We start from the raw sequence: 23,434 nt of genomic DNA, 5'->3' as shown, positions 1-23,434 counted from the left end.
TATTAGCCTCCTTGAAAACCGTTAAGTCCCATATTGAAAATCTTATTTCTAGAAATAAGACAAAGACGTTCATTCACTACTTTATGCTGGCAAATGACATGCATACATTCAACTTAGTTTTCTCGTGTCACTGTTGCTCTTATTTCTTGCAGAAGGCAATAACTGAATAGGCAGATAATTTCTTCGATTTTCCATATCGCACCACTTACTGCTTTTACTATTCTTTTACCTATTGGTACGCCGATATGCATGGGCGAAACACCAACCTGCAGGTTATAGCAGGGAAAAGCGCCGCTAGTATTACTCCTGATATCCTGATGACTAGCCGGACAGACTACACTGTAGATCCAAAGCCATTAGGTTCTAGTATTGCGTTTCAAGTAGTAGAGCGGAATGCCGTTGCTGCTTTTTGCAGCTGGTGCGTTACGTTTATTGCATGCTCAAGTCTGTTCTTTTTAACCTTTCCCTACTTACGCTTGGCTTGCTGAGCGCTTGCTAGATGTCGAAAACCTCTTCTCCCATAGCTACTGAGTTTGTTGCGTCTTCGCTCCCTGTATGGCAGTCGGCGGCTTACACTATTTACCCCGACTATTTGGTGCAGGGCAACTATACCGCTCGAGCCATATCACGCCAAGAGCTAACGTCAGATTACTGCAGCCCCGCCAATAAGTTTCAAAGCCCACGTGTGAGCTTCAAATTCAGTATCAACGGCAAAGACAATGAAATGCCACCTGGTCAGGACCACATTATTACAGCGCTGCTACCAGCTGGTGATACCACATTAGAAACACCGATTATTGTGTTTGGCGAACAGTACGTGGACCAACATCCTGTACCAGCCAGCACCTTCTTAGCGCTCAACATGCCTCTTAAGATTAGGCTGGATTTGCGGCCGATGCTGGCGGCTTTTCAGCAACAAGGCTTCTACACCTTATATAATGGCCAGAAGCTTTACAAGGACGACCTTAAGCATGTGCTAGTAGTGGGTAACACGGCGCCATTAAGTTGGGACTTCGACAATCTGCTAAACGAACCGCAATTTGAGCTGAAAGACCTCGATGGCAACGGTATCTACGAAACCACCGTGGTGCTCAACGCCGAAGTCGATGTAAAAACCACTGCTGGCCCGTGGAAGCAGACGCTTGATGTATCGGCATTTCCGCAACTCACCTCCGACTATCCATTGCTAGACGCACTATATAATCTGGCGCTGGAGGAAGCCAAACGGGCTGTGGAACCAGATGGCACGTTTCGTACCGGCCAGGAATGGGCCGGTGTCTGGACCCGCGACATTAGCTACAGCATCATCTTGTCGCAGGCGCTTTTGCAACCGGAAGTAGCCAAAACCAGCTTACTGCGCAAGGTGACACCTGAGGGACGCATCGTGCAGGACACCGGCACTGGTGGTGCCTACCCCTGCTCCACCGACCGGATTGTGTGGGCTGTGGCCGCCTGGGAAATTTACAAGGTTACCGGCGACGAGAGTTGGCTGCGCCAAGTGTATCCTATTATCAAGAACTCCATCGAAGATGATGAGCAAGTAGCCTATAATGTTGCTAGTGGCTTAGTCCGTGGCGAATCGTCCTTTTTGGATTGGCGCGAGCAGACCTACCCGGAATGGATGCAACCTGCGGATATCTATCAGAGTGAAAGCCTAGGCACTAATGCCATGCATTTCCAGGGCAACGTGGTGCTGGCAGCCATAGCCAAAAAACTGGGCCAGCCCGACGTAGCTCACAAAGCTACTAAGCGGGCTGACCGTATTAAAATAGGTATCAACACCTACTTGTGGCTACCTGACAAAGGCTATTACGGCCAGTACCGGTACGGCCGCGTGTTCCAGCAACTTTCACCGAAGGCAGAAGCATTGGGTGAAGCCTTAGCGGTATTATTTGACGTGGCTGATACTGAACGTGCCCGCACGGTAGTAGCTCACACTCCGGTCATGGACTACGGCGTTCCGTGCATCTATCCTCAAATTCCGGACATTCCGCCTTACCACAACAATGCAGTATGGCCCTTCGTGCAGAGTTATTGGGGATTGGCAGCTGCTAAAGTAGGTAACGAAACGGCATTTATGGAGAGCATAGCCGCTGTGGCTCGGCCAGCAGCTATGTTTATGACAAACAAGGAAAACTTCGTAGCTAGCAACGGCGACTTTGCTGGTACGCAGGTGAACAGCAGTGTAATGCTCTGGAGCTTATCGGGGACGCTAGGCCTAACCTACAAAGGGTTGTTTGGCATGCACTTACAAGTTGACGGCCTTACGTTCCGGCCTTTTGTGCCACAGGCCCTACAAGGCCAGCGCAAACTTACGGGGTTCCGTTATCGGGGAGCAGTGCTGGATGTGGAAATGCAGGGCTTTGGCAATATCATCCGTAGCATTACGATGGATGGACAGCCATTGACCGATGCCACCGTGCCCACCACGCTGACTGGCACACACAGCATCCGCATCGAGATTACGAATCAGGCACCAGCGGCAACCGTTCAGAACAAAGTTGCTCACCACGTTGCTCCTGCTACGCCAGCCGTTACGCATACTGCTGGCCACTTAAGCTGGGCAGCAATTGACCAAGCCAAAGCCTACCAAGTACTGCGTAATGGTCAGTTCGCCGGTCAAACCACAGAAACCAGTTTCGTGGTTTCCGCTTCTACTAGCTACACAGAATATCAAGTAATAGCCATTGATGCGCAAGGCTTCGAGAGTTTTGCCAGTGAGCCTTTGCCAGTAGGAGCTCAGCTACATGAGCGGTTAGAAGTAGAAGGAATAGCTATTGAGCCAGAAATCAGCAATACAGATTTTGCTGGCAAAAGCTATTCAGGCAGTGGCCTCTTGGAAATTAGCACAACCCGAAATCGGCTTCTCACCTTGCGCATAACCGTGCCTGCCACTGGTACATATGCGCTAGATTTCCGTTATGCTAATGGTAACGGCCCAATCAACACCAGCAACAAATGCGCAATCCGCACTCTGCGCAAAGGCCAGCAATACTTAGGCACCGTAGTAATGCCCCAGCGCGGAGTGAATGAGTGGTCGAACTGGGGCTTTACAAACCCAGTGATAGTACATCTAGAAAGAGGCACTTACCCGCTGACACTCAGCTTAGAAGCAGCCAATACCAATATGAATAGTGAGGTAAACCAAGCTATACTTGATTGCCTGCGACTTATTAAAATCGACTAGGCTTTTCGATGAATTTAAACATTCCGATACCATAATGCTTTACTAGGGCTAAAATGCAACTCTAATTGTATTGTAAAATTTCTATAATTAATTGCTAGCGAAACCACCACAACCTGCGTAAATTCGCTACGTATCTGTTACCCCACTACACCACTACCGGCCATGAAGACGATACCTAGCTTACACGACATTCAAACCGAGGGAGATATCAAAACCCTGGTCGACACGCTTTGCTATAAGGCAACTAACGACACGTTGTTGGGAGCCAGCTTTGGGGCTGCCGCTCGTATTCACTGGCCGCATTACCTGACCTCGCAGTACCGCTATTGGAGCAATACGTTGCTGGGCCAGGGTGCTGGCGAAGGCGGTGAACCTCTTCCTGAACAAGTAGTGATGCCACGTAGTGGGGCACACATTGAGCATTGGCTCAACCTCTTCTCCTCGACCGTAGAAGAGCATTTTGCTGGTTCCAAGGCTGAGGAAGCCAAGAAAGTAGCCCATCAAATGGCCTCCAAAATCGGCCTCATCCGCTCCCGCGAGCTGCCTGTAGACTAACTTTCTACTTTCTTATTATTTAAAAGCCCTTCAAAGATGAATTTGAAGGGCTTTTTGAATGAATATAGCCGGTTACTTAGCGACAAATTGCTTGTGCTTATAATGTACCACTAGGTGATGTAGTACTTTGTCGAAGTCAGCATACTCTATACCCAGAAGCACTACCCGGCTGCTATACTTGAAGTCCAAGTGTAAATACCTTCCAGTATTTGCTTGATTCGGATGCTGTGTTATCCACCATCTAACCAAGGTATTCATTGGTTGACAATCAAGTATCTTATCCGGAAGCTGCTCGAATGTGAAGTCTTGCTTCGTAATAGTAACTCTATACCTCTTTAAAGTGGCCAGATACCACTTTATAGGAACTATCCCAACAAGTATCACTAGCATAACTCCTTGCCAAGCTTCACCAGAAGGTTTACCTGGCTCAATTGAGCTCAAAATGATACAGCATAGCAACACACTCATGCCAATCAACACATAACACCCTAGCTTCGTGACGGTGTTGTTTGATTCTATTTGAATCATAAGTGATATCAGAGTCAGCACATAAAAAGCCGTGCCCTATTAAGAGCACGGCTTTTCTGTTCTGTTGCGCAATTATTTACACACCCAATAGTAAGCGGGTTGGGTCTTCGAGGAGCTCTTTCACGCGCACCAGGAACGATACCGATTCGCGGCCGTCGATGATGCGGTGGTCGTAGCTCAGCGCCAGGTACATCATCGGGCGAATCACCACTTGGCCGTTTTCGGCTATCGGACGCTGCACGATGTTGTGCATCCCCAGGATGGCCGACTGCGGAGCGTTGATGATAGGTGTGCTCATCATCGAGCCGAATACACCACCGTTGGTGATGGTGAACGTACCGCCAGTCATCTGCTCGATGGTGAGCTTGTTGTCGCGCGCCAGGGTAGCTAGGCGCACCACTTCCTTCTCAATGCCATCAAACGACAACTCCTCGGCGTTGCGGATTACCGGTACCACCAGCCCTTTTGGAGCTGATACAGCAATGCTGATGTCGCAGAAGTCGTTGAAAACGATGTCGGTACCGTCGATTTGCGCGTTTACCGATGGCCACTCTTTCAGGGCCACGCAAACAGCCTTGGTGAAGAACGACATGAAGCCGAGGCCCACACCGTTTTTCTCCTTGAACTTGTCTTTGAACTTGGTGCGCAGGTCCATAATGGGCTGCATGTTCACCTCGTTGAAAGTGGTGAGCATGGCCGTTTCATTTTTCACCGACACCAAACGGCGGGCTACCGTCTTGCGCAAGTTGCTCATCCGCTCACGGCGCACGTTGCGGTTGCCGCTGGCAGCAGGAGCCGCCTGCGGTGCAGCAGCTGGCTTAGCTGGAGCCGCTGCTGGAGCCGGTGCAGCAGGTTTAGCTTGGGCGTTTTGAGCGTCCTCCTTCGTGATACGACCGTCGCGGCCGGAGCCTTGCACATCACCTGGGCTGATGCCCTTCTCACCGAGAATTTTGCCGGCCGCCGGCGAAGGCGTGCCCGTAGCGTAGCTGGTAGTGGCCGAAGTAACCGGAGTGGCAGCAGCCGGAGCCGCTTGAGTAGCTGATGGTGCGGAAGCTGCTGGAGCCGAAGTAGCGGAAGCACCGCTGCCACCCTCAATGCGGGCGATAGTAGCACCAATACCAATAGTTTCACCTTCCTTGGCGGCATGGCGCAGGGTGCCAGTACCTTCAGCAGGCAGCTCAAACGTAGCCTTGTCCGACTCTAATTCAGCAATGATTTCGTCGCGCTGTACTTGTGCGCCGTCTTCTTTCAGCCACTTGGCCACCGTTACTTCGGTAATAGATTCGCCAACGGCTGGAATCTTCATTTCCACCGTCGCGCCACCACCGTTGGCACCACCAGTAGCCGGAGCAGCAGTTGCGGTTGGCGTATCGGCCGAGCCAGCTTGTGAGCCACCGTAGCCGCTCTGGTTGCTGGCTTGTGGATTTTCTTCACCTTTTGATAGCGGGTCAGCAGCTGGGGTTGAGGCAGCCGTAGCTGCTGAAGCGGGTGCCGCACCGTTAGATGCAGCAGCACCATCCCCGCCAATGTCGGCAATGACGGTACCGATGCCGATGGTTTCGCCTTCAGCCACGCGAATTTTCAGTACACCGTCGGTTTCGGCAGGCAACTCAAACGTGGCTTTGTCGGATTCCAGTTCGGCAATTACTTCGTCGCGCTTCACGGTGTCACCATCGGCTTTCAGCCACTTGGCAATAGTTACTTCGGTGATGGATTCGCCGACGGCGGGGATTTTAATTTCCAGACCCATAAGTGGGAGTTTTGAAGAGTTTCGGTGGGAGTATGTTGGCTGTTAGCTACTAGCTCAAAAAGGTTAGTCGGTTTTTTGAGCCTTGGCTGCCGTTTCCTTGATAATGGAATCGGCTACTTCTTCACGGGGCTTGTCGAAAGCACGAGCCACCAGCTCTTTCTGTTCCTTGATGTGCACCTTGTTGTAACCGGTAGCTGGCGATGCGGAAGGCTTGCGCGAAATCACATCTTCCAGCTCGCGGCGCATGAAGCGCAGCAGGTAGTTCCAGTAGCCCATGTTCTCGGGCTCTTCTTGAACCCAGTACACTTTCGCTTTTGGATACTTCGCCAGCTCAGCATCCAACTGCTTTTTGGGGAAGGGGTGCAGCTGCTCCAATCGTACAATAGCTATGTCTTTGCGCTCCGACTTCTGCTGTTCTTCTAACAGGTCGAAGTACACTTTGCCAGAGCACAACAGCACGCGCTTCACTTTCTTGTCGTCGGCGTACACGTCGCCGAGTACCTCGCGGAAGTTGCCGGAAGTAAATTCCTCCACTGGCGATACGCACAGCGGGTGGCGCAGCATCGACTTCGGCGACATCACCACCAGCGGCTTGCGGAACTCCCACATCAACTGCCGACGCAGGGCGTGAAAGAAGTTGGCCGGCGTGGTCATGTTGGCCACGATGATGTTGTTTTCGGCAGCCAGTTGCAGGAACCGCTCGGGGCGGGCGTTGGAGTGCTCGGGGCCCTGGCCTTCGTAGCCGTGGGGCAACAGCATCACTACGCCGTTCATGCGCTGCCACTTGCTTTCCGACGACACAATGAACTGGTCGATCATCGTTTGGGCACCGTTGGCGAAGTCACCGAACTGCGCTTCCCATACCACCAGCGCCGTGGGGTTGGCCATGGCGTAGCCGAATTCAAAGCCCAACACACCGTACTCGCTCAGTAGCGAGTTGTAGATGTTCAGCTTCTCCTGGCCTTCACCAATGTAGTTCAGTGAGTTGTAAGGAGCCGACGTTTCAGCATCGTGCAATACGGCATGACGGTGCGAGAAGGTACCACGCTGCACGTCCTGGCCGCTCACCCGCACAATGTGCTTCTCGGCCAGCAACGACCCGTAGGCCAATAGCTCACCAGCCGCCCAGTTCAGCACGCGCGTTTCGAAGAACATCTTCTTGCGCTCTTCCAGCAGCTTCTCGATCTGCTTCAAAGGACGGAAGCCTTCTGGCAACGTAGTCAGGGCCTTGCCTACCTTCGCTACTACTTCTTCGCTGATACCGGTTTCCGGCGACTGCTCGAAGTCTTCGGGCTTGCTGCGGCGCAAACTACGCCACTCGTTTTCCAGCGCCTGGTAGTTGTACGGCAGCGGCTTCTGCTTCACCAAATCCAAGCGGGCTTGCAGAGTGTCGCGGAACTCCTTGTCCATCTGCTGCGCCAGCTCAGCGTCTACGTCACCGCGCTGTACCAGCGTGGCGTTGTACACTTCGCGCGGGTTCTGGTGCTTGCTGATGATGTTGTAGAGCGTAGGCTGGGTGAACTTCGGCTCATCCGACTCGTTGTGGCCGTGGCGGCGGTAGCACACCATATCAATAAAGATATCGGTGTGGAACTGCTGCCGGTACTCGGTAGCGAGCCGCACGGCAAATACTACTGCCTCCGGGTCGTCGCCGTTGACGTGAATTACGGGCGCATCGATAATCTTAGCGAGGTCGGTGCTATAGATGGACGAGCGGGCGTCCTCGAAGTCGGTGGTAAAACCAACTTGGTTATTAATAACGAAGTGGATGGTACCGCCCGTCTTATAGCCTTCCAGCTGCGACATCTGTGTTACCTCAAACCCGATGCCCTGACCTGCCAACGCAGCGTCGCCGTGGATCAGGATGGGCAGCATCTTCGTGTAATCGTTGGCGTAGCCGTGGTCGAGCTTGGCCCGCACGAAGCCTTCTACCACTGGGTTCACTGCCTCTAGGTGCGAAGGGTTCGGAGCCAGCTTCAGGTTCACAGTGCGGCCGGCGGCATCCACTTGGCTGCTGTAGCCCATGTGATACTTCACGTCGCCGTCGCCCATGGTCAAATCCGGTACGGCAGTGCCCTCAAATTCCGAGAAGATCTGCTCGTAGGTTTTGCCCATGATGTTAGCCAGCACGTTCAGGCGGCCGCGGTGGGCCATGCCAATCACCACTTCCTCTACGCCCAGCTCGGCACCGCGCTGGATGATGGCATCAAGCGCCGGAATAGTGGTTTCGCCACCTTCCAGCGAGAACCGCTTTTGCCCCAAGAATTTGGTATGCAGGAAGTTCTCGAACACCACCGCCTCGTTCAGCTTGCTGAGGATGCGCTTCTTATAGTCGATGCTCGGGTTGAAGCTCAACGAGTCCTTTTCCACCTTCTCCCGGAACCAGTCGAGGATCTGGGGGTCGCGGATGTACATATACTCGAAGCCAATGGTGCGGGTGTACACCTTTTGTAGCGCGGCCAAAATGTCGCGCAGTTTTGCTTCCGTACCTAGGCCTATTACCTCACCGTTTTTGAAAGGCGTGTCCAGGTCGGCGTCGCTGAGCCCGAAATCACTAAGGCTTAGTAAGGCTTTACGGTCTTTCCGCTCGCGCACGGGGTTGGTTTTGGCTACTAGGTGGCCGCGGCTGCGGAAGGCGTAAATAAGGTTGCGCACCTGGGTTTCCTTATCGGCTGATACCGTGTCAACGGCGCGGACTTGGCCGGCGTCGTTGGTAGAAGCGGCTTGCGTGAGTACGCCTTCGCCCGTAGCCTGTGGCAGGTCGCCATCGGGGTACTGCTGCGAAAAATCGAAGCCCTCGAAAAACTTGCGCCAGCCAAAGTCAACCGCCTCTGGGTCGTTCTTATAGGTCTGGTAGAGTTGGTCGATGTAGTCGCCGTGGGCATTGGCGATATAAGAGTATGCATCCATGCGGTGGGAGCTTGTAGGTCGATGGCAAAGGTAAGCAGCCTGATTATAAGCCAAAAACCTGTATTCGAGTTTACGAATACGTCTCATAACCAATACTGTCCCCTCAATCAACTGTTGTTGCAGCAGTAAAAGGGGATTCCAATCTATTCAAAATAAAGCGAAAAGCCTTTCCCTAAAACAAGGAAAGGCTTTCTAACTGGCTTGAAATGCAACCCATTGCAAGCATATGCATACCCAGATTTACTGTGCCAGCTTCATCTTGAAAATGTGGTAAGACTGGTCTTGTTTGCCTATGCCTTTATTCCAAGTCAGGGTTTTATGAATAGCGGAATTGGTGACGTATAACATGCCTTCAGGGCCGAAAGCAAATGTGTCAGGCCATTCAAGGCGCGGGTCTTGCACAACCATTTCTATTTTCCCCGCCGGCGTCCGGCGCTTGATAGAGTGGTCTTCAAAGGTGCTCATATACAGATTGTTGGCAGCATCAATTTCCATTCCGTCACAAGCTGGCACCTTACCTAAGTCTTCGATTTGTTGGGCTAATTGAGCATCTGATAGAGCTGCATTACGCAACGCTTCTGTTTTGATGCGGAATAGGCTATAGCTGGTTAGAGGCTTCCAGTATAAGTACTGCATATCCTGGCTTAGCGCAATACCATCGGCATTGAAAGCGGCTTGCTTGCCCATTGGGTCGCGCAGCAATTGGCCATCAGCCTTGATATTCAATGTAGTATCAGCCAGCATAGACGGGTGCTTTTCTAGCACCTTGCGCGCCTTACCTGATTTTAAATCTATTACTACCAGCGCCCCAATTCCCGATTCAGTGATGTAAGCGAAGTTGTTTTGCGTGTCAACTCGCACATCGTTGAGATAGGATTTGCGGGCTGCTACGCTTTCCGGGAAGCTTATATTCTGCACCACCTTGTTGGTGCTGGGGTCAATCTTTACCAGTTTGGGCCCGCCAGGAACTGTACCTTTCAAACCAGGCGAAGCGGGGTCGAGGACCCAAAGCATACCTGCTTTATCGGCGTACACGCTTTGGGGGCAGATCCAGTGCTTTTGCGGCTCGTTGCGCACCGTCTCGTTCCAGATGCACCAGTTAGCGTCCGGGTAAGGTTTCACTGAACCATCAGTGCCGATTTCAGCAATTGGGTTAACGGGGTTGTTGTCCCAGCGCGGAAAGTCGCCGAACACGCGGCCATTGGGCAGCACGGCTACGCCTACAATCTGTGGTTCCCGAAATGCAGCTACCACTTGCAATGGTGAGTTGGTTGGTGCTTGTGGAGTTCCTGTAGCAGTTGAGTCAGTGGAAACACCGGTAGTAGCCCGGCCATCAGAAGTTGGAGACGAGCAGGCGCTAGCTAGCAGCACTAGCGCGAAGCCAGTGAAGCTCAGCAATGGCCGCACAGCGAAGTGTGGTTTGGTGCAGAACATGTTATCTTTTTAATATTAATCAGAAGCTTACGGCTACTCCAACCGGCCGGACAGGTGGTAGCCAATGCCGTTAGTACGGCCACGAATGCACCAAGTTCAGTGAATAGGCGTCTTTTCTGTAGCAACTAGCAGATCCTGTTGAGCTTATCTGTCTATCAAAGGCATAAAGGCCATCTTTGGGCAGCCAAAGGCTCACTAATTTTTTTGTCGTACCTTTGAGCCCTGCTTTACCAAAAAGCGCTAATAAGTGCAATATTTTATAGCAATTATCTGATTTTACAGTTCTTTCCCTGTCTAAAACGCTTGTTTCAGCCATTTGGCTGCTCACATAAAAAACAAGGGCAACCTTTTCTCTATCGAGGAAGTTATGGCCCTCCCAGAAGCCGAGTCGGGCCGGCTGTCTATCCTCTCCGGACTAAGTTGAGAGTGCACGAACCCACACGCCATGTCTATTGCGCTGTTCCTACTAACTTTTCTGTTCCCTCCCCGTACGCTATCAACTCCTGCACTGGCTTTGCCTTCCACTGTAGCCAGTTTGAGCCCTCGCTCGGTACCCGTAGCGGTACCACTGGAGCCTATCAAACAGCTTCCTAAAACCTTGTCGTATACTGTTACGGCAACTACTTATTGGCCTGAACCCGGTCAAACAGACGATAACCCGATGGAAACCGCTGATGGGTCCATCATCCCTAAGCGCCACTCCAGCCGCACGCGTTGGATAGCCGTTTCCCGCGACATGCTTACCAAAGCAGGTGGTCCATTTAGCTACGGCGAAAAAGTACGAGTACAAGGTATTTCCGAAGCTCTCGACGGGGTATATACAATCCACGACACAATGAACCGCCGCCACCACCACTGCGTGGATGTGTTAGTGAACGAGAAAGAGTGCAAGTCCGGCATGGAAGGCCGCTGGACTGAAATTAAAGTAACCAAGATTGCCCCCAAGCCAATTTGGTTGGCAGGCTAGCCCCTATACCTAAGCCTTATCCACTGTCGGATAATGCGTTAGGTGCTGCACTTCACCATCAGCAGTGTATAGAAAGCTGAGTGGCTGCTCAGGGTCGTGCATGATTTCCTCTAACGGAATCTGCCACCGTTTCCACATTTCCAGTAATGATTGCCCGTAGGCTGCATTTTCCCAAGGGTTGAAAATGTCGCCGGTAACGTCGTCGATAACCGTGTCCATTACCAGTTGGGTAGCGCCAGGCTGCAACGGACGCGCATAGTAATCAGGTACCACGTTCAGGATGTAAGCCGCGTAGTATACACGCGCCTTAAATTCAGCTACTTGCACCGGATGCAAGGGCCGTTGCGCATCCTGATACACACGGCGCATAGCCTGCCGAATAATTCCATTGTCGACTAGGCAAGCTGTTACGACAGCATTGTCGAGTTTGATGCTGAAAGCTAGTGTGCTTAAGTCGTCGTCGTATTCAAACGGCATATCGTCCTGCGCTGGATCCACTTCCAACACGAACACTGAGGCCGGCGTGAAATCGTCGAACTCAATAGGTATGCGCAACGCCTGAAACGGTTGAAAAAAAGCCTGAAACCGACGTAGCATCTTGGCGTTTTCGGCTAGTGGATATTGCGGCACAGCCAGTGGCTCTAACTCATTAAGCAGCTCCGTTACCAGCACACCGTACATCATCTTGCCTAGCCACAAAAACAAGGTTTGGTCGGGGAGGCTCCTCAGACCGACTGCTCCTTGGCTGGCAGCTGCTTGTACTTGCTGTTCCAGCGGCTCAACGTGCTGGGTACGGCAGCGCGGACAGCACGCAATTTGTAAGTCTTTGTAGGCTACTATACTTAAGTCGAGCAGCTTGATTTGCCGTTCGTGCAAGTGGTAGCGGTTCATCAGCCACTCTCCGAACACAGGTACCACATCACCCCTAGGTGTAGTGGGCGTTCCGCAAAGAAAGCACTGCCGTGCTCCAAAACGCATTCCATCGAATGGGTCGTAAAACGTGAAATCGTTGGGAGCGGAAGGCGAAGGAGAAGCGGCCATAACAAGCAAAGTGATAGAAAGGCCGCAAAGGTAAGCCCTAAGCGTGAGTGGCGCGTTCCAACTTTCCACCAACACAAAGCGCCCCGGCTACTTAGGTAGTCGGGGCGCTTTGTGTTGATAAACGTTATAGCTAGCGAGAAAGCGAGGAGCCCATTTTGATGAGCAGCTTACTCAGTTGACCAAGCGGAGCCGCATAGTCATCGGTGGATTCGTCGGCTACTTTGCTGGTTTCGGCACCCAGCGTGGCGAGGGTTTCGGCCAGGTCGTGCGTTTTGGTATCGGAAGCGGTTAGCTGCTCCCGCAGAATAGCCAGTTCTTGAATGATTTTGGCTAACCCGGGCCGCTCAGAAGCTTGCAATACAGCTTCCCACCGGTCGATTTCAGATAGGCCGTGTTTGTCTGGCTTATCGGGCACACCTGCGTTGAGGAGAGCCAGCGTATCGTCGAGCAGCGCACTATTCTGCTGGTCGGTTACGTCAAGCGGTACGATGGGTGTAGCTGGCGTTTGGGGAGTGGAGGCAGTGGAGTCCATGGCAGGTTGAGTAGTTGAGCGGAAAGGGTTGCAATGCTATACTCCCTCTTTTCCGGAAAAGTTGAGTTGGTGAAAGCGAGAATCAGCGAACTGCTATTTGCCGTGTGAGTGAAGCTCCTGTGTGGGTTACAAAAAATACGCGGCTACTGTTGGGTTACTTTTTTTGGGCCGCGACTATAAAGGGGGCACGTACTTCTTCCACCATCAACATTCCTGCTTTTATGAAACTGTCTGTTAAATCTTTGTTTGTAGCTGCTGTTGTTGCCTTCGCCGCCACTTCCTGCACCGAAACCGGCAAACAAAACGCCGAAGCCGCTGGTGAGCACACCGAAGCCGCTGCTGAAAATGCCGGCGACGCCGCTGCTGCCGAGGCTAGCAACGCTGCCAACGCCACCGAAAATGCCGTAGAAAACGCCGCCGCCAGCACTGAAGCCGCTGCCGAAAAAACCGGCGACGCCATTGAAAACGCTGCCGACAAAACCGCCGCCGAAACCAAAGAAGCCGCTCAGAAAGCCGACGCCAAAATGGACAAAGCTGCTGCTGAAGCAAAAGAAGAAATCAAGTAAACCAGAGAGCAGCTTCACTGCTTTTACGGTATTAGAAAACCCGCTTATGCTGTGCCGTCAGGCCGCATAGGCGGGTTTTTATTTTAGCGACCAGCAAGTATTATCCTGAATATCAGACTCTTCCGAGAGGCTTTTTCAGCTCGGCTACCGAGGGCACGTCGGCCAACTCCAGCAGGACCTCATAGTAGGGCCGATGCTGCGCACGGGCACGGAGCCAAGCATAGAAGCTCATCAGCTGCAAATCTTCGCGCTGCTGCGGCACTAGGTCAGGCATTTGGTACACGCGCTCCATAAAGCCACGATGGCGTAGCGCGGCGGGATCTTCAATTATTTCGCGTACTAGGTCTAGATAGGTGATTACGTGAGCGTACGGGCCGGCCTCGGCATCGCCGCTCCGCTCCCGCAGCAGGCGTTCAATGGCGCGTAACCGGTTCAGGGCCAAGTCGGAATTACCCATTTCAAACTGGGCTAGCATCTCACCGATGTTCTTGTTGACCAGCCATTCCAGCCCCATTTCCTGCTCGCACCAATGGTCGGAGCGGCCCATATTGATGAGCGTCTGGTTGGTTTTGGTGAATTTGCCTTCGGCAAAATAATGGAAGGCCAGCCCCAGCCGCGCCGTAAGTTGGTCGCGCGGCGACAGAGCCACCGGTGGTTTCAGGGCCTGCTCTAGTAGCCTGATACTCTCGGCATTGCGGCGCATGAAAGCGTAATTGGCCGCCAGCAGAAACGTGTACCGTGGTAGCCACTCGGCCCGGTAGCTGGCACCTCCCTCCTCGGCTAGCGCCGCCAGTAGCAGCCCCAAGTACCGCACCGATTCTTCGAAGCGCCGTACCCGGTATAGTGCGTGCGCAATCATATAAAGCAGGCCAACTTGGTAGTAGCGTTGGGCCGGCTGAAACCCGTGGCGCTTTTCCATGAGGTGGTAGCAGCGCAGCACAAAGGGGGTGAACGAGGCAAAGTCGCGGCGCACGAGCATGGCATTGCGGGCAATAGACATAAGGCGGTAGAGCAAGGCCGGCCGGCGGGCAAAGGCCTCCTGCAAATCATATTCGCGCAGTACGTCCTGCAAAATACCATCGAAGGCCTCGCCGGCGCGCCCTTTTACCCGGGCCTGCCGCAGGCGTTGCCGAATCAGGCTGTCGGCAATGCCGGCCCGCTCTTCTTCATCGGCCGCTTTTTTATTGAGGTTACGCCGCCGGATAATATCTTCCAGTGGGTCGGCGTGCTCGGAGCCAGCCTGTGCTATCTGAACATTATACACGGTGTTCAGTAGGTCGTACTGCTCGTTTACACGGGCTGAATTTTCGGCTTTGCGCAATGTATTCCAGGCCAGCCGCTGCACTCCAGCCTCAAACAGATATTGGGCCAGCGTAAGCAGGCTCCGTACCGAAGAAGCTGCGGTAGGGTCGTGCTGGCGCTGGCGGAGCAGCAGATAGTCGGTGAGGTGGCGGAGCAGGCGCTTGCGTAGGGCGTAGTATGCGGTGGCGTTGGGTTCCTCGGGGTAGAGCTTAGCTAACAGTTGTGGCGTAGTGTATTCTTTCTGGTGCAGCAGCAACTCGCACAAGCGTAGGTCCATGCGGCCTTTTTGCTTGCGTTTCTGGCGCTGAATAAACTGAATGAAATCTTTGCGGTCTTCGGGCGAGAAGGTAGCCAGCGTAGTCCGAAGGTCGTCCATACTGAATCAACAGAAAGAATGAGTGGATAAGAGCAAGTTTAGCAGCTTAATGAAGAACTGCCACAAGTTGCCACGCTAAAGAAAACAGCTTCCCGGTGATATTCAAGCTTGTTCAACTAACCGCCGCTTATCTTCTGGCAACTACTGTCGAGTATCAAAATTCAGGCATTATTAGCCGTGCTTGAAGCACAACCGTACAACCCACTATTCTCCACTTAACTTCTCCCACTCATGGACGCTAACAACAACGGCATCGACGACAGCACTGAACTGCGGGCTCGTGGCAACTGGAACGAAATCAAAGGTGAAACCAAGAAGAAATGGGCTAACCTGACCGACGACGATTTGACCTACGAAGAAGGCAAACAAGACGAATGGTTCGGTAATCTTCAGCAGAAAACCGGTGAAACCATCGACGATATAAAATCTTGGTTCAAACGCACCTTCTAAGCGTTTCAGTGGTTGTAAACCAACAGGAAATGCCCTAGGCTTAACTGCTTAGGGCATTTCTTTGTGAGTATGATGCAGGAAGCGCGTTGCTTATTTAGACAATTTAACATTTAAAGTTTTCATATACCTATTATTAATATAATTATCCCTGTACATTTGTCTGGACTAGTTTCGGTCCCCGCTGCCATGAACATCCATCCAGAGGAATTACGCACCCTGGGGAACCCAGCGCTGCTGCAACGGCCTAAAACAGCCTTCTTTTGCTCACGCGAGTACCCAGAAGCTATTGAAAAGCCTACTTACCTGTGGGCTTTAGAGCAGCGCTATGACCAGAACTGTGTGCTTTCTGGGTTTCACTCAAAGCTGGAGCAGGCCGTATTCCGCTACTTGTTGCAGGGGCCTGAGCAGCCAATAGTGTATGCCTTAGGCCGTGGTATTCAGAACAATGTGCGTTTTGAATATGGGACTGAGATTGAAGCTGGGCGCCTGCTGTTTATCACGCTCTTTGAGAGCCAAGTCCGCAACATCACCACCGAAACTGCCGAGATTCGCAACCTCATGGTAGCTGATTTAGCCGACCAGTTTTTTGTACCCTATATGACGGCCAGCGGCAATATCGAGCGGCTTCTGGCGCACCCAGTAGCGCAAGGCAAACCTATTTACACTCTCGATTTGCCAGTAAATGACCCGCTACTTCAGCGCGGCGCTATTCCATTTCGCCCAGCCGGGGTATTGGGCCGGCCAAAGCCCTGCCCTCCTCGGCCGGGTAATTTAACCTTGTAAGACAGTTTCTGCGTATGGCAGGTATTTCCACCTGAACCCTACGTATTATGTCGGTTGCTTCTTCCCTTTCCACTGCAGCAGCTGGAGCGCCTTCGGCAGGCATTCGGGCGCTGGCCCGCTTTGGCTTTGCTGCCAAAGGCTTAGTATATCTGCTAATGGGGCTGCTGGCGTTGCTAGCTGCTACCGGCCAGCGCGGCGGCCAAACGGCCGATAAAAAACAGGCCGTACAGACCTTGCAAGATTTGCCAGGCGGCCCGTTTCTATTGGGCTTTATTGCCTTTGGCCTGGTCGGCTACATTGTATGGCGCTTTGTGCAAGCCGTACGCGACACTGAAAATAAAGGCTCGGATGCCAAGGGCCTCGGGCGGCGGATAGGCTATGCTGGTAGTGGCTTGCTATACGCCAGCTTGGCGTGGTTTGCGGCGCAGCTGGCATGGCAAGGCAGCGCCGACGGTGGCAGCAACAGTCAGCAAACTCTCACGGCTACAGTACTCGGTTGGCCCGGCGGCAACTGGATTATTATGGCCGTAGGAGCAGCCATTATTGGTGGTGGTATCTATCAGATTATTAAAGCGTATTCGGGTAGCTTTCATAAGCACGTAAACGCCAGCGACCTGCCAGCCAACCAACAAAATATCGTGTACCGGACTGGCCAAATAGGCTACACGGCTCGTGGCATTGTCATGGCTATCATCGGCTACTTTTTCGTGCAAGCCGGCCGTCAGTCGCGCGCCTCGGCTACTGGTAGCACCGATGAAGCCTTTGACTTGCTGGCTACTATGGGACCAGTGGTGCTGGGCATAGTGGCGCTAGGCCTAATGGCTTATGGCCTATATATGCTTGTTCAAGCCCGCTATCCGGTGCTGCGCGGCGTGTAATAACCTTCCTGCATATATTCCTCAGAAGCGAGGTTCTGAAACAGTAGTGTTTCGGAACCTCGCTTTTTTTATATCATACAATCAAGAGGGCTAAGTAGACACAGCCAGGTAGAATGCAGGTAGAATCTTGTAGATACTAAAGGATGGGCAAGTTATCTACAAAGCCTATTTTCTACTACTTAAACATTTGTTATTCATTATTTTACAATCATTCCAAACCATTATCAAAAGTCTTAACATAGATAAATATGGTTGTTATAATTAGTACTAAGAGGTGCAACTTTCCTATACCACGCTTCTCAACACTTACTGCATATGACACGTCTCTTTACTGTCCTGTTTTCACTGTTACTATTGAGTTTATCGGCACGGGCGCAGGATGTGCTGACCAAAACCAACGGTGACGAATTGAACGTGAAGGTGTTGGAAATAACTCCTACCGAAGTACGCTACAAGCGCACTGATAATCCGGATGGCCCGCTTATTACTGTGCGTCGTAGTGATGTATTTATGGTGCGCTACGCCAATGGCACTAAAGAAGTACTGGGTACCGGAGTTTCCACTGGCCCTCCTTCTGCCAAACCAGCCACTCCTTATACCACTGGCCCTACCGTTCCTGGCGACGAGGCACCGGCTTTCGAAGAGATTCACCTGAATGGCCCGCGGATAGGCGTTACGGTACTGACCGGTGGCGTTGCCACACGCGCCGACCGAGAACTTAGTCTCAACCCTTTTCTAACGCAGTTTGGTTGGCAGTTTGAAACCCGCATTTTCCGCATGCCCAATGGTACGGCAGGCCTTCTGGAGATAGTACCCCTCATTGGCGGGTTGGAACAAGGCAAATTTCTTCCGAGTTTGAGTGCTCTTATTGGTATTCGTGGGCCTAAGGGATTGGAATTTGGCTTAGGTCCGAATGTATCACCGGCGGGGGCCCATATTGCCTTAGCAGTGGGCACTTCCTTCCGTAGCAACGGCATCAACTTCCCCGTCAATCTTGCCGTGGTGCCCGGCGACGGTGGAGCCCGATTCAGTTTGCTATTTGGGTTCAACTCCCGCACCCGCTAGTTTTTCAGCTTTCTATTCTTTTCAGATCGTATGCGCCACTTATTCATTCTTTGCATCCTGCTACTACTCGCTGCCCAAAGCCACGCCCAGGATGTTATTCTGCAAACCAACGGCGAAGAACTACCCGGTAAAGTACTGACTATCACCCCCGATTCTATTGCATACCTAAGCAGTGAAGCCGGCCGCTTCGACACGTTGCACATAGCAGCTAGCAGTGTCTTTCTGATTCGCTACGCCAACGGCACCAAGGAAGTAATAACGAAATCCATGGCGACTCCTACCGAGCAGCCCATGTCTAAAGAAGAAGCTTATGCCAAAGGTCGCCTTGATGCCCGCAAATATTACCGGGCCCCCGGAGCCTTTTGGGGCACCTATAGCGCTACCGTCTTGACCGGTTACGGCGGCCCAATCGTAGGAGTAGTTGTGGCCGCTTCCAAGCCCAAACCTCGCAACTTCATAGCACCAGAAGCTAAGCTGCTACAAGACCCCAACTACGTATCGGGATATCAGCGGCAGGCACAAAACAGAAAAATTGGGAGTGCAGCGGGAGGCTTCGGCGCTGGGGTAGGTACTTTGGCAGTATTTGTTACAGTGGTGGGACTCCTACTAGTGGGTGCCCATTGGTAATATTGCATGTATGATTACTGCACTCGGGTAGCCTACGTACACTCACGCTACGTAATCGACCAGGTACTGGTAGCGCGGCATGAGCTGGCCAGCACGCGCAATAGTGGCGCGTTCCACTACGTCGTCTTGCCCCTGCTCACCCAGCAGATGCGGAAACACGTTGTCGAGAAGCTGGCGGCCAAAGTCGCGGCTGGCGTTGCGGGGTAGCTCACACGGCAGGTTGTCCACGGCCATAATGGTGATGTTGAAGGCTTGGGAATACGCCGGCTCCAGCTCACCAGTTTGCGGATTGTAGTCGAAAGCGGGCTCCGGGATGGTGGTGCTGCGCTTGGTGGTCGGGATGGAGCCGTTTACGTCGCAGGTTACATCGGCAATAGTGTTGATGCGGAAGTCAGAACGCTGGGTATCGGTTTCTGTAAAAAGCTGGGGCGCGGCCGGGTGCCAGTAGGCGCAGGCAATCAGCAGGTCAGTAACAGGCAGAAAATTGCTGAACGTAGACTCATACTCCTGCGGGTTGCGGTGAAAATCGGGCGTATCCCACACGCGGCCGTCGCGGCGGCGGTTGTAGTCGGAGCTACGAAGTTGGGTATACACTGGCTCGTTGAAATCGAGGTACAGGTAATCGTAGACGCTCACCCGCCGAAACCCCATCAAATCCAGCACCTCCAGCGCGCCTTGCGCCACCCGGCCCGTGCCCGTTACCACCATCTTGATGGGCGGCAAGCGCTTCACCTTGAAGAATTCCTCCTGCATGTCCTCCATGTCCACGCACTTATAAGCCGGCTTGAGCTTGTAGAGGCCGTGCTTGCGGCCATAGGTGAGTAGACCGTTGTAAGCGCCCACAATACCAGCCCAGCGCCCAAACGCTACTATCCGCTCTCCGCCGTCGTGGTTGGTCATCAGCTCATAATCAATAAGCGTGATGTTTTGGCGCAACACGGTTTTTAGCAATTCCCTGTTGGCGGGCTGCTTCTTGACAGTGTGGGAGAAAAACAGATAGGTTTTGTTGGGAATCAGGTCGGATGCAGGCACTTCCTTCACGCCCATCAGAATGTCGCAGTCGGCTACATCGGCACGTACTTCCAGCCCTAGGTCCCGGTACTCTTGGTCGGAGAAGCAGCGGTGGGGGCTTTCCTGCACGATGATGCGTAGGCCGGGATACTGCTCTTGGGCTTCCGCGCATTTCTTGGGAGTGAGCGGTACGCGCTTGTCGGGTGGGTTTTTGCCTTCTCTAATTAGGCCGATGGTGATAGGACGCATAGGTTGGGGTGGGGTGGGAATCGGGGTCAAATCTATAGGTTTTGCCGAGTCCAACGCCGAGCTATGGGGTGTATAATCTGGTCACTTGCTTTCGTTGCTCAAACTTTTAAGCAGTCAATCGATTAAGGAAGCAAACCAAGCAGAGGAAGCTTTTTTCAAGTTACCTTTGTTGAGGCCTCACAGCCGCTCATTCGTGCCACCTGACTTCTTTCCTTTATGTTGCTCCAACCCAAGGCCGCCGACGTATTCATTGACCGTCATAACGGACCTGATTCCGCTGCCGTGGCCGACATGCTACGCGCCATCGGTGTCGATTCGCTCGACCAGCTTATCGACGAAACCGTGCCGGCCGCTATCCGCCTGAAACAGCCGCTGAACTTGCCCGCTGCCCTCACGGAGCGGGCTTTTTTGGCGAAGTTCAAAGGCATTGCCGGCCAGAACCGCCTGTTCAAAAACTACATTGGCTTGGGCTACCACGACACCCAACTGCCGGGCGTAATCCAGCGCAACATCCTGGAAAACCCAGGCTGGTACACCGCTTACACGCCCTACCAAGCCGAAATTGCGCAAGGCCGCCTCGAAGCCCTCATCAACTACCAGACCATGGTAATTGACCTGACGGGCCTGGAAATTGCCAACGCCAGCTTGCTCGACGAAGGCACTGCCGCCGCCGAAACGCTGCACATGTTCCACTCGCTCAGCAAGAAGAAAAACGCCACGCGCTACTTCGTGTCGGAGCAGGTGTTGCCCCAAACCATTGACGTGCTGCGCACCCGCGCCACGCCGCTCGGCATTGAGCTGGTAGTAGGTGACCACCGCACCGCCGACCTCACCGACGAGAGCCTATTCGGCGCCATATTGCAATACCCCGCCGCCGACGGCGCCGTGTACGACTACACCGACTTCATTTCCAAAGCCCACGACAGCAACCTGTTCGTAACCGTGGCCACCGATTTGCTGTCCCTGACGCTGCTCACGCCTCCCGGCGAAATGGGCGCCGATGCCTGCGTGGGCAACTCGCAGCGCTTTGGCGTACCGATGGGCTACGGCGGGCCGCACGCCGGTTTCCTGTCCACTAAAGACCAGTTCAAGCGCGTAATCCCGGGCCGTATTATCGGCCAGAGTATTGACGCCGCCGGCAACAAGGCCTACCGCATGGCGCTGCAAACCCGCGAGCAGCACATCCGCCGCGAAAAAGCCACCAGCAACATCTGCACCGCGCAGGTACTGCTGTCGGTGCTGGCCGGCATGTATGCCGTCTACCACGGGCCGCAGCGCATCAAGCAGATTGCCACCAACGTACACGCTCACACCCAAGTGCTGGAGCAGGCATTGAAAACGCTGGGCTTGGAGCAGAGCAACGAATTCTACTTCGACACGCTGGATATTCAACTGGAAAGCGCCGAGCTGCAAGCCGCCGTGCGGAAAGAAGCCGAAGCCGCTGGCATCAACTTCCGCTACTTCGGCGACACGCAGGTAGGCATTTCGCTGCACCAAAACACCGAAATTGAGGACGTAGCCGACATCGTGGCCGTATTCGCTAAGGTGCTGGGCAAAGAGGCATCTGCCACCGATCTGCCCGCCGAAATTTCGGTGAACTGGCCCGTGGCTCTGCTGCGCACTAGCAAATACCTGACGCACCCGGTGTTCAACACGCACCACTCCGAGCACGAGATGCTGCGCTACATGAAGCAGCTCGAAAATAAGGACCTCAGCCTGGCGCACTCCATGATTGCACTCGGCTCGTGCACCATGAAGCTGAACGCCACCGCCGAAATGATTCCGGTAACCTGGCCAGAAATCGGTGGGTTGCACCCCTTCGCGCCGCGCGAGCAGGCCCAGGGCTACACCCAAATTTTCAAGGACTTGGAAGCCTGGCTCTGCGAAGTAACCGGCTTCGATGCCGTGAGCTTGCAGCCAAACTCCGGGGCCCAGGGTGAATACGCCGGCCTGCTAGCCATCAAAGGCTACCACGATGCCCGCGGCGACCAGCACCGCAACATTGCCCTGATTCCAGCTTCGGCCCACGGTACCAACCCCGCTTCGGCCGTTATGGCGGGCATGCAGGTAGTAGTGGTGAAAAGCACTGAGGAAGGCAACATCGATGTGGCCGACCTGAAAGCCAAAGCCGCGCAGTACGCCGACAAGCTGAGCTGCCTGATGGTGACCTACCCGAGCACGCACGGCGTGTACGAGGAAACCATCATCGACATCTGCGAAACCATTCATCAGCACGGCGGCCGCGTGTATATGGACGGCGCCAACATGAACGCCCAAGTGGGCCTCACCTCGCCTGCCACTATCGGGGCCGACGTGTGCCACCTGAACCTGCACAAAACATTTTGCATCCCGCACGGCGGCGGCGGACCCGGCGTTGGCCCCATTGGCGTAGTTGCTGATTTGGCGCCTTACCTGCCAGGCCACGTAGTAGTTGATGCCGATGGCCGTACCACGGGAGCCGTATCGTCGGCGCCGTGGGGCTCGGCTAGCATCCTGCCTATCAGCTACGCCTACATCAGCATGATGGGCGGCGAGGGTTTGACGGAAGCCACCCGTATGGCTATTCTGAATGCCAACTACATCAAAGCCAAGTTGGAGGAGCACTACCCCGTGCTGTACACCGGCGCTAACGGCCGCTGCGCCCACGAAATGATTCTGGACTGCCGGCAGTTCAAGAAGGCGGGCATCGAGGTAGAAGATATTGCCAAGCGCCTCATGGACTACGGCTTCCACGCGCCCACCGTATCGTTCCCGGTGGCGGGCACGCTGATGGTGGAGCCTACTGAGTCGGAAAGCAAGGAGGAGCTGGACCGCTTCATTGAAGCCATGGTAAGCATCCGCAAGGAAATTGCCGAGGTGGAAGCTGGCCGCGCCGATGCCAAAGACAACCTGCTCAAGCACGCGCCGCACACCGCCGCCACCGTCCTGACCGAAGAGTGGAACCGCCCCTACACCCGCGAGCAGGCCGTGTACCCCACCGAGTATGTACGCGCCGCCAAGTTCTGGCCTAGCGTATCGCGCATCGACTCGGCCTACGGTGACCGGAACCTGATCTGCTCGTGCACCTCGGTGGAAGAATACGCCGACGCCGAAGAGAAGCTGGTAGAAACCGATAAAGGACCGTCGTACTAGGCATGTCTCAAGTAAAGTGAAAAGGCCCGGAACAATATGTTCCGGGCCTTTTCACTTTACGTCTGGCTGCTTTCCACCTACAGTATAGCCC

Annotated in this window: 17 protein-coding genes; 10 read left to right on the top strand and 7 right to left on the bottom strand. The window is 53.6% G+C overall.

All coding sequences use genetic code 11. From position 1 onward, the window contains the following. The first annotated feature begins 685 nt into the window (after positions 1-685). On the top strand, positions 686-3,187 hold the full coding sequence (locus G536_RS30025) for an MGH1-like glycoside hydrolase domain-containing protein (RefSeq protein ID WP_245575857.1): 2,502 nt from the start codon (positions 686-688) through the stop codon (positions 3,185-3,187). Between the two features lie 162 nt (positions 3,188-3,349). Further along, positions 3,350-3,742: a group III truncated hemoglobin gene (locus G536_RS28860; RefSeq protein WP_022825196.1), complete on the top strand. Its 393-nt coding sequence runs from the start codon at positions 3,350-3,352 to the stop codon at positions 3,740-3,742. 604 nt (positions 3,743-4,346) lie between these two features. Here the strand turns inward: G536_RS28860 and odhB are convergent. From odhB to G536_RS28850, 3 genes are all read right to left on the bottom strand, one after another. Continuing rightward, positions 4,347-6,020 carry a 2-oxoglutarate dehydrogenase complex dihydrolipoyllysine-residue succinyltransferase gene (gene odhB / locus G536_RS0119020; protein ID WP_022825194.1) on the bottom strand — a complete coding sequence of 558 codons (1,674 nt, stop codon included), beginning with the start codon at positions 6,018-6,020 and terminating at the stop codon, positions 4,347-4,349. A 63-nt stretch (positions 6,021-6,083) separates the two neighbouring features. After that, complete coding sequence (locus G536_RS0119015) at positions 6,084-8,930, bottom strand: 2-oxoglutarate dehydrogenase E1 component (RefSeq protein ID WP_022825193.1); 2,847 nt, start codon at positions 8,928-8,930, stop codon at positions 6,084-6,086. A gap of 240 nt (positions 8,931-9,170) precedes the next feature. After that, entirely contained in the window at positions 9,171-10,364 is a 1,194-nt protein-coding gene (locus tag G536_RS28850) for an L-dopachrome tautomerase-related protein (protein ID WP_022825192.1), read from the bottom strand. Positions 10,365-10,878: 514 nt separating this feature from the next. Between G536_RS28850 and G536_RS32290 the strand changes: the two genes are divergently transcribed. Continuing rightward, a complete protein-coding gene (locus tag G536_RS32290; protein ID WP_169515129.1) occupies positions 10,879-11,331 on the top strand; it encodes an RlpA-like double-psi beta-barrel domain-containing protein in 453 nt (150 codons plus the stop codon). A 9-nt stretch (positions 11,332-11,340) separates the two neighbouring features. On the opposite strand, the gene G536_RS0119000 is transcribed toward G536_RS32290, so the two are convergent. Then, positions 11,341-12,372, bottom strand: a complete 1,032-nt coding sequence (locus G536_RS0119000; protein ID WP_026880377.1) for a hypothetical protein — start codon at positions 12,370-12,372, stop codon at positions 11,341-11,343. 130 nt (positions 12,373-12,502) lie between these two features. Next, positions 12,503-12,904 (bottom strand): hypothetical protein, encoded by a 402-nt coding sequence (locus G536_RS0118995; protein WP_022825189.1) that lies wholly within the window; start codon positions 12,902-12,904, stop codon positions 12,503-12,505. A gap of 221 nt (positions 12,905-13,125) precedes the next feature. Here G536_RS0118995 and G536_RS30940 point away from each other — a divergent pair, with 221 nt between their 5' ends. After that, positions 13,126-13,470, top strand: coding sequence for a hypothetical protein (locus G536_RS30940; RefSeq protein WP_157530773.1), 345 nt, complete (start codon positions 13,126-13,128; stop codon positions 13,468-13,470). A 112-nt stretch (positions 13,471-13,582) separates the two neighbouring features. Here G536_RS30940 and G536_RS28835 read toward each other — a convergent pair whose 3' ends face one another. After that, positions 13,583-15,148, bottom strand: a complete 1,566-nt coding sequence (locus G536_RS28835; RefSeq protein ID WP_022825187.1) for a hypothetical protein — start codon at positions 15,146-15,148, stop codon at positions 13,583-13,585. Between the two features lie 231 nt (positions 15,149-15,379). Here G536_RS28835 and G536_RS0118980 point away from each other — a divergent pair, with 231 nt between their 5' ends. The 5 genes from G536_RS0118980 (at position 15,380) to G536_RS0118960 (ending at position 18,951) form a co-directional block, all read left to right on the top strand. Then, entirely contained in the window at positions 15,380-15,598 is a 219-nt protein-coding gene (locus G536_RS0118980; protein WP_022825186.1) for a CsbD family protein, read from the top strand. A 186-nt stretch (positions 15,599-15,784) separates the two neighbouring features. Next, positions 15,785-16,381 (top strand): hypothetical protein, encoded by a 597-nt coding sequence (locus G536_RS28830; protein WP_022825185.1) that lies wholly within the window; start codon positions 15,785-15,787, stop codon positions 16,379-16,381. 47 nt (positions 16,382-16,428) lie between these two features. Next, complete coding sequence (locus G536_RS0118970; protein WP_022825184.1) at positions 16,429-17,259, top strand: DUF1206 domain-containing protein; 831 nt, start codon at positions 16,429-16,431, stop codon at positions 17,257-17,259. A gap of 315 nt (positions 17,260-17,574) precedes the next feature. Then, positions 17,575-18,324 (top strand): hypothetical protein, encoded by a 750-nt coding sequence (locus G536_RS0118965; RefSeq protein WP_033370542.1) that lies wholly within the window; start codon positions 17,575-17,577, stop codon positions 18,322-18,324. Positions 18,325-18,354: 30 nt separating this feature from the next. Beyond that, positions 18,355-18,951 (top strand): hypothetical protein, encoded by a 597-nt coding sequence (locus tag G536_RS0118960; RefSeq protein WP_022825182.1) that lies wholly within the window; start codon positions 18,355-18,357, stop codon positions 18,949-18,951. A gap of 42 nt (positions 18,952-18,993) precedes the next feature. On the opposite strand, the gene G536_RS0118955 is transcribed toward G536_RS0118960, so the two are convergent. Beyond that, positions 18,994-20,211, bottom strand: coding sequence for an NAD(P)-dependent oxidoreductase (locus G536_RS0118955; protein WP_022825181.1), 1,218 nt, complete (start codon positions 20,209-20,211; stop codon positions 18,994-18,996). A gap of 216 nt (positions 20,212-20,427) precedes the next feature. Between G536_RS0118955 and gcvP the strand changes: the two genes are divergently transcribed. After that, positions 20,428-23,343, top strand: coding sequence for an aminomethyl-transferring glycine dehydrogenase (gene gcvP / locus G536_RS0118950; protein ID WP_022825180.1), 2,916 nt, complete (start codon positions 20,428-20,430; stop codon positions 23,341-23,343). Positions 23,344-23,434 lie beyond the last annotated feature (91 nt).

Origin of the sequence: Hymenobacter norwichensis DSM 15439 (assembly GCF_000420705.1) — a bacterium.
GTDB classification, from domain to species: Bacteria; Bacteroidota; Bacteroidia; order Cytophagales; family Hymenobacteraceae; genus Hymenobacter; species Hymenobacter norwichensis.
The sequence above is the reverse complement of the archived record's forward strand: the minus strand, read 5'-3'. Positions and strand labels throughout refer to the sequence as shown.

Excerpts from the sequence above, each read along its gene's own strand:
- G536_RS0119000 (WP_026880377.1), bottom strand. The coding sequence starts at position 12,372 with ATGGCCGCTTCTCCTTCGCCTTCCGCTCCCAACGATTTCACGTTTTAC.
- gcvP (WP_022825180.1), top strand. The coding sequence starts at position 20,428 with ATGTTGCTCCAACCCAAGGCCGCCGACGTATTCATTGACCGTCATAAC.
- G536_RS28830 (WP_022825185.1), top strand. The coding sequence starts at position 15,785 with ATGAACATCCATCCAGAGGAATTACGCACCCTGGGGAACCCAGCGCTG.
- G536_RS0119015 (WP_022825193.1), bottom strand. The coding sequence starts at position 8,930 with ATGGATGCATACTCTTATATCGCCAATGCCCACGGCGACTACATCGAC.
- G536_RS0118995 (WP_022825189.1), bottom strand. The coding sequence starts at position 12,904 with ATGGACTCCACTGCCTCCACTCCCCAAACGCCAGCTACACCCATCGTA.
- G536_RS0118970 (WP_022825184.1), top strand. The coding sequence starts at position 16,429 with ATGTCGGTTGCTTCTTCCCTTTCCACTGCAGCAGCTGGAGCGCCTTCG.
- G536_RS0118980 (WP_022825186.1), top strand. The coding sequence starts at position 15,380 with ATGGACGCTAACAACAACGGCATCGACGACAGCACTGAACTGCGGGCT.
- G536_RS28835 (WP_022825187.1), bottom strand. The coding sequence starts at position 15,148 with ATGGACGACCTTCGGACTACGCTGGCTACCTTCTCGCCCGAAGACCGC.
- odhB (WP_022825194.1), bottom strand. The coding sequence starts at position 6,020 with ATGGGTCTGGAAATTAAAATCCCCGCCGTCGGCGAATCCATCACCGAA.
- G536_RS30940 (WP_157530773.1), top strand. The coding sequence starts at position 13,126 with ATGAAACTGTCTGTTAAATCTTTGTTTGTAGCTGCTGTTGTTGCCTTC.
- G536_RS0118955 (WP_022825181.1), bottom strand. The coding sequence starts at position 20,211 with ATGCGTCCTATCACCATCGGCCTAATTAGAGAAGGCAAAAACCCACCC.
- G536_RS28860 (WP_022825196.1), top strand. The coding sequence starts at position 3,350 with ATGAAGACGATACCTAGCTTACACGACATTCAAACCGAGGGAGATATC.
- G536_RS28850 (WP_022825192.1), bottom strand. The coding sequence starts at position 10,364 with ATGTTCTGCACCAAACCACACTTCGCTGTGCGGCCATTGCTGAGCTTC.
- G536_RS0118960 (WP_022825182.1), top strand. The coding sequence starts at position 18,355 with ATGCGCCACTTATTCATTCTTTGCATCCTGCTACTACTCGCTGCCCAA.
- G536_RS0118965 (WP_033370542.1), top strand. The coding sequence starts at position 17,575 with ATGACACGTCTCTTTACTGTCCTGTTTTCACTGTTACTATTGAGTTTA.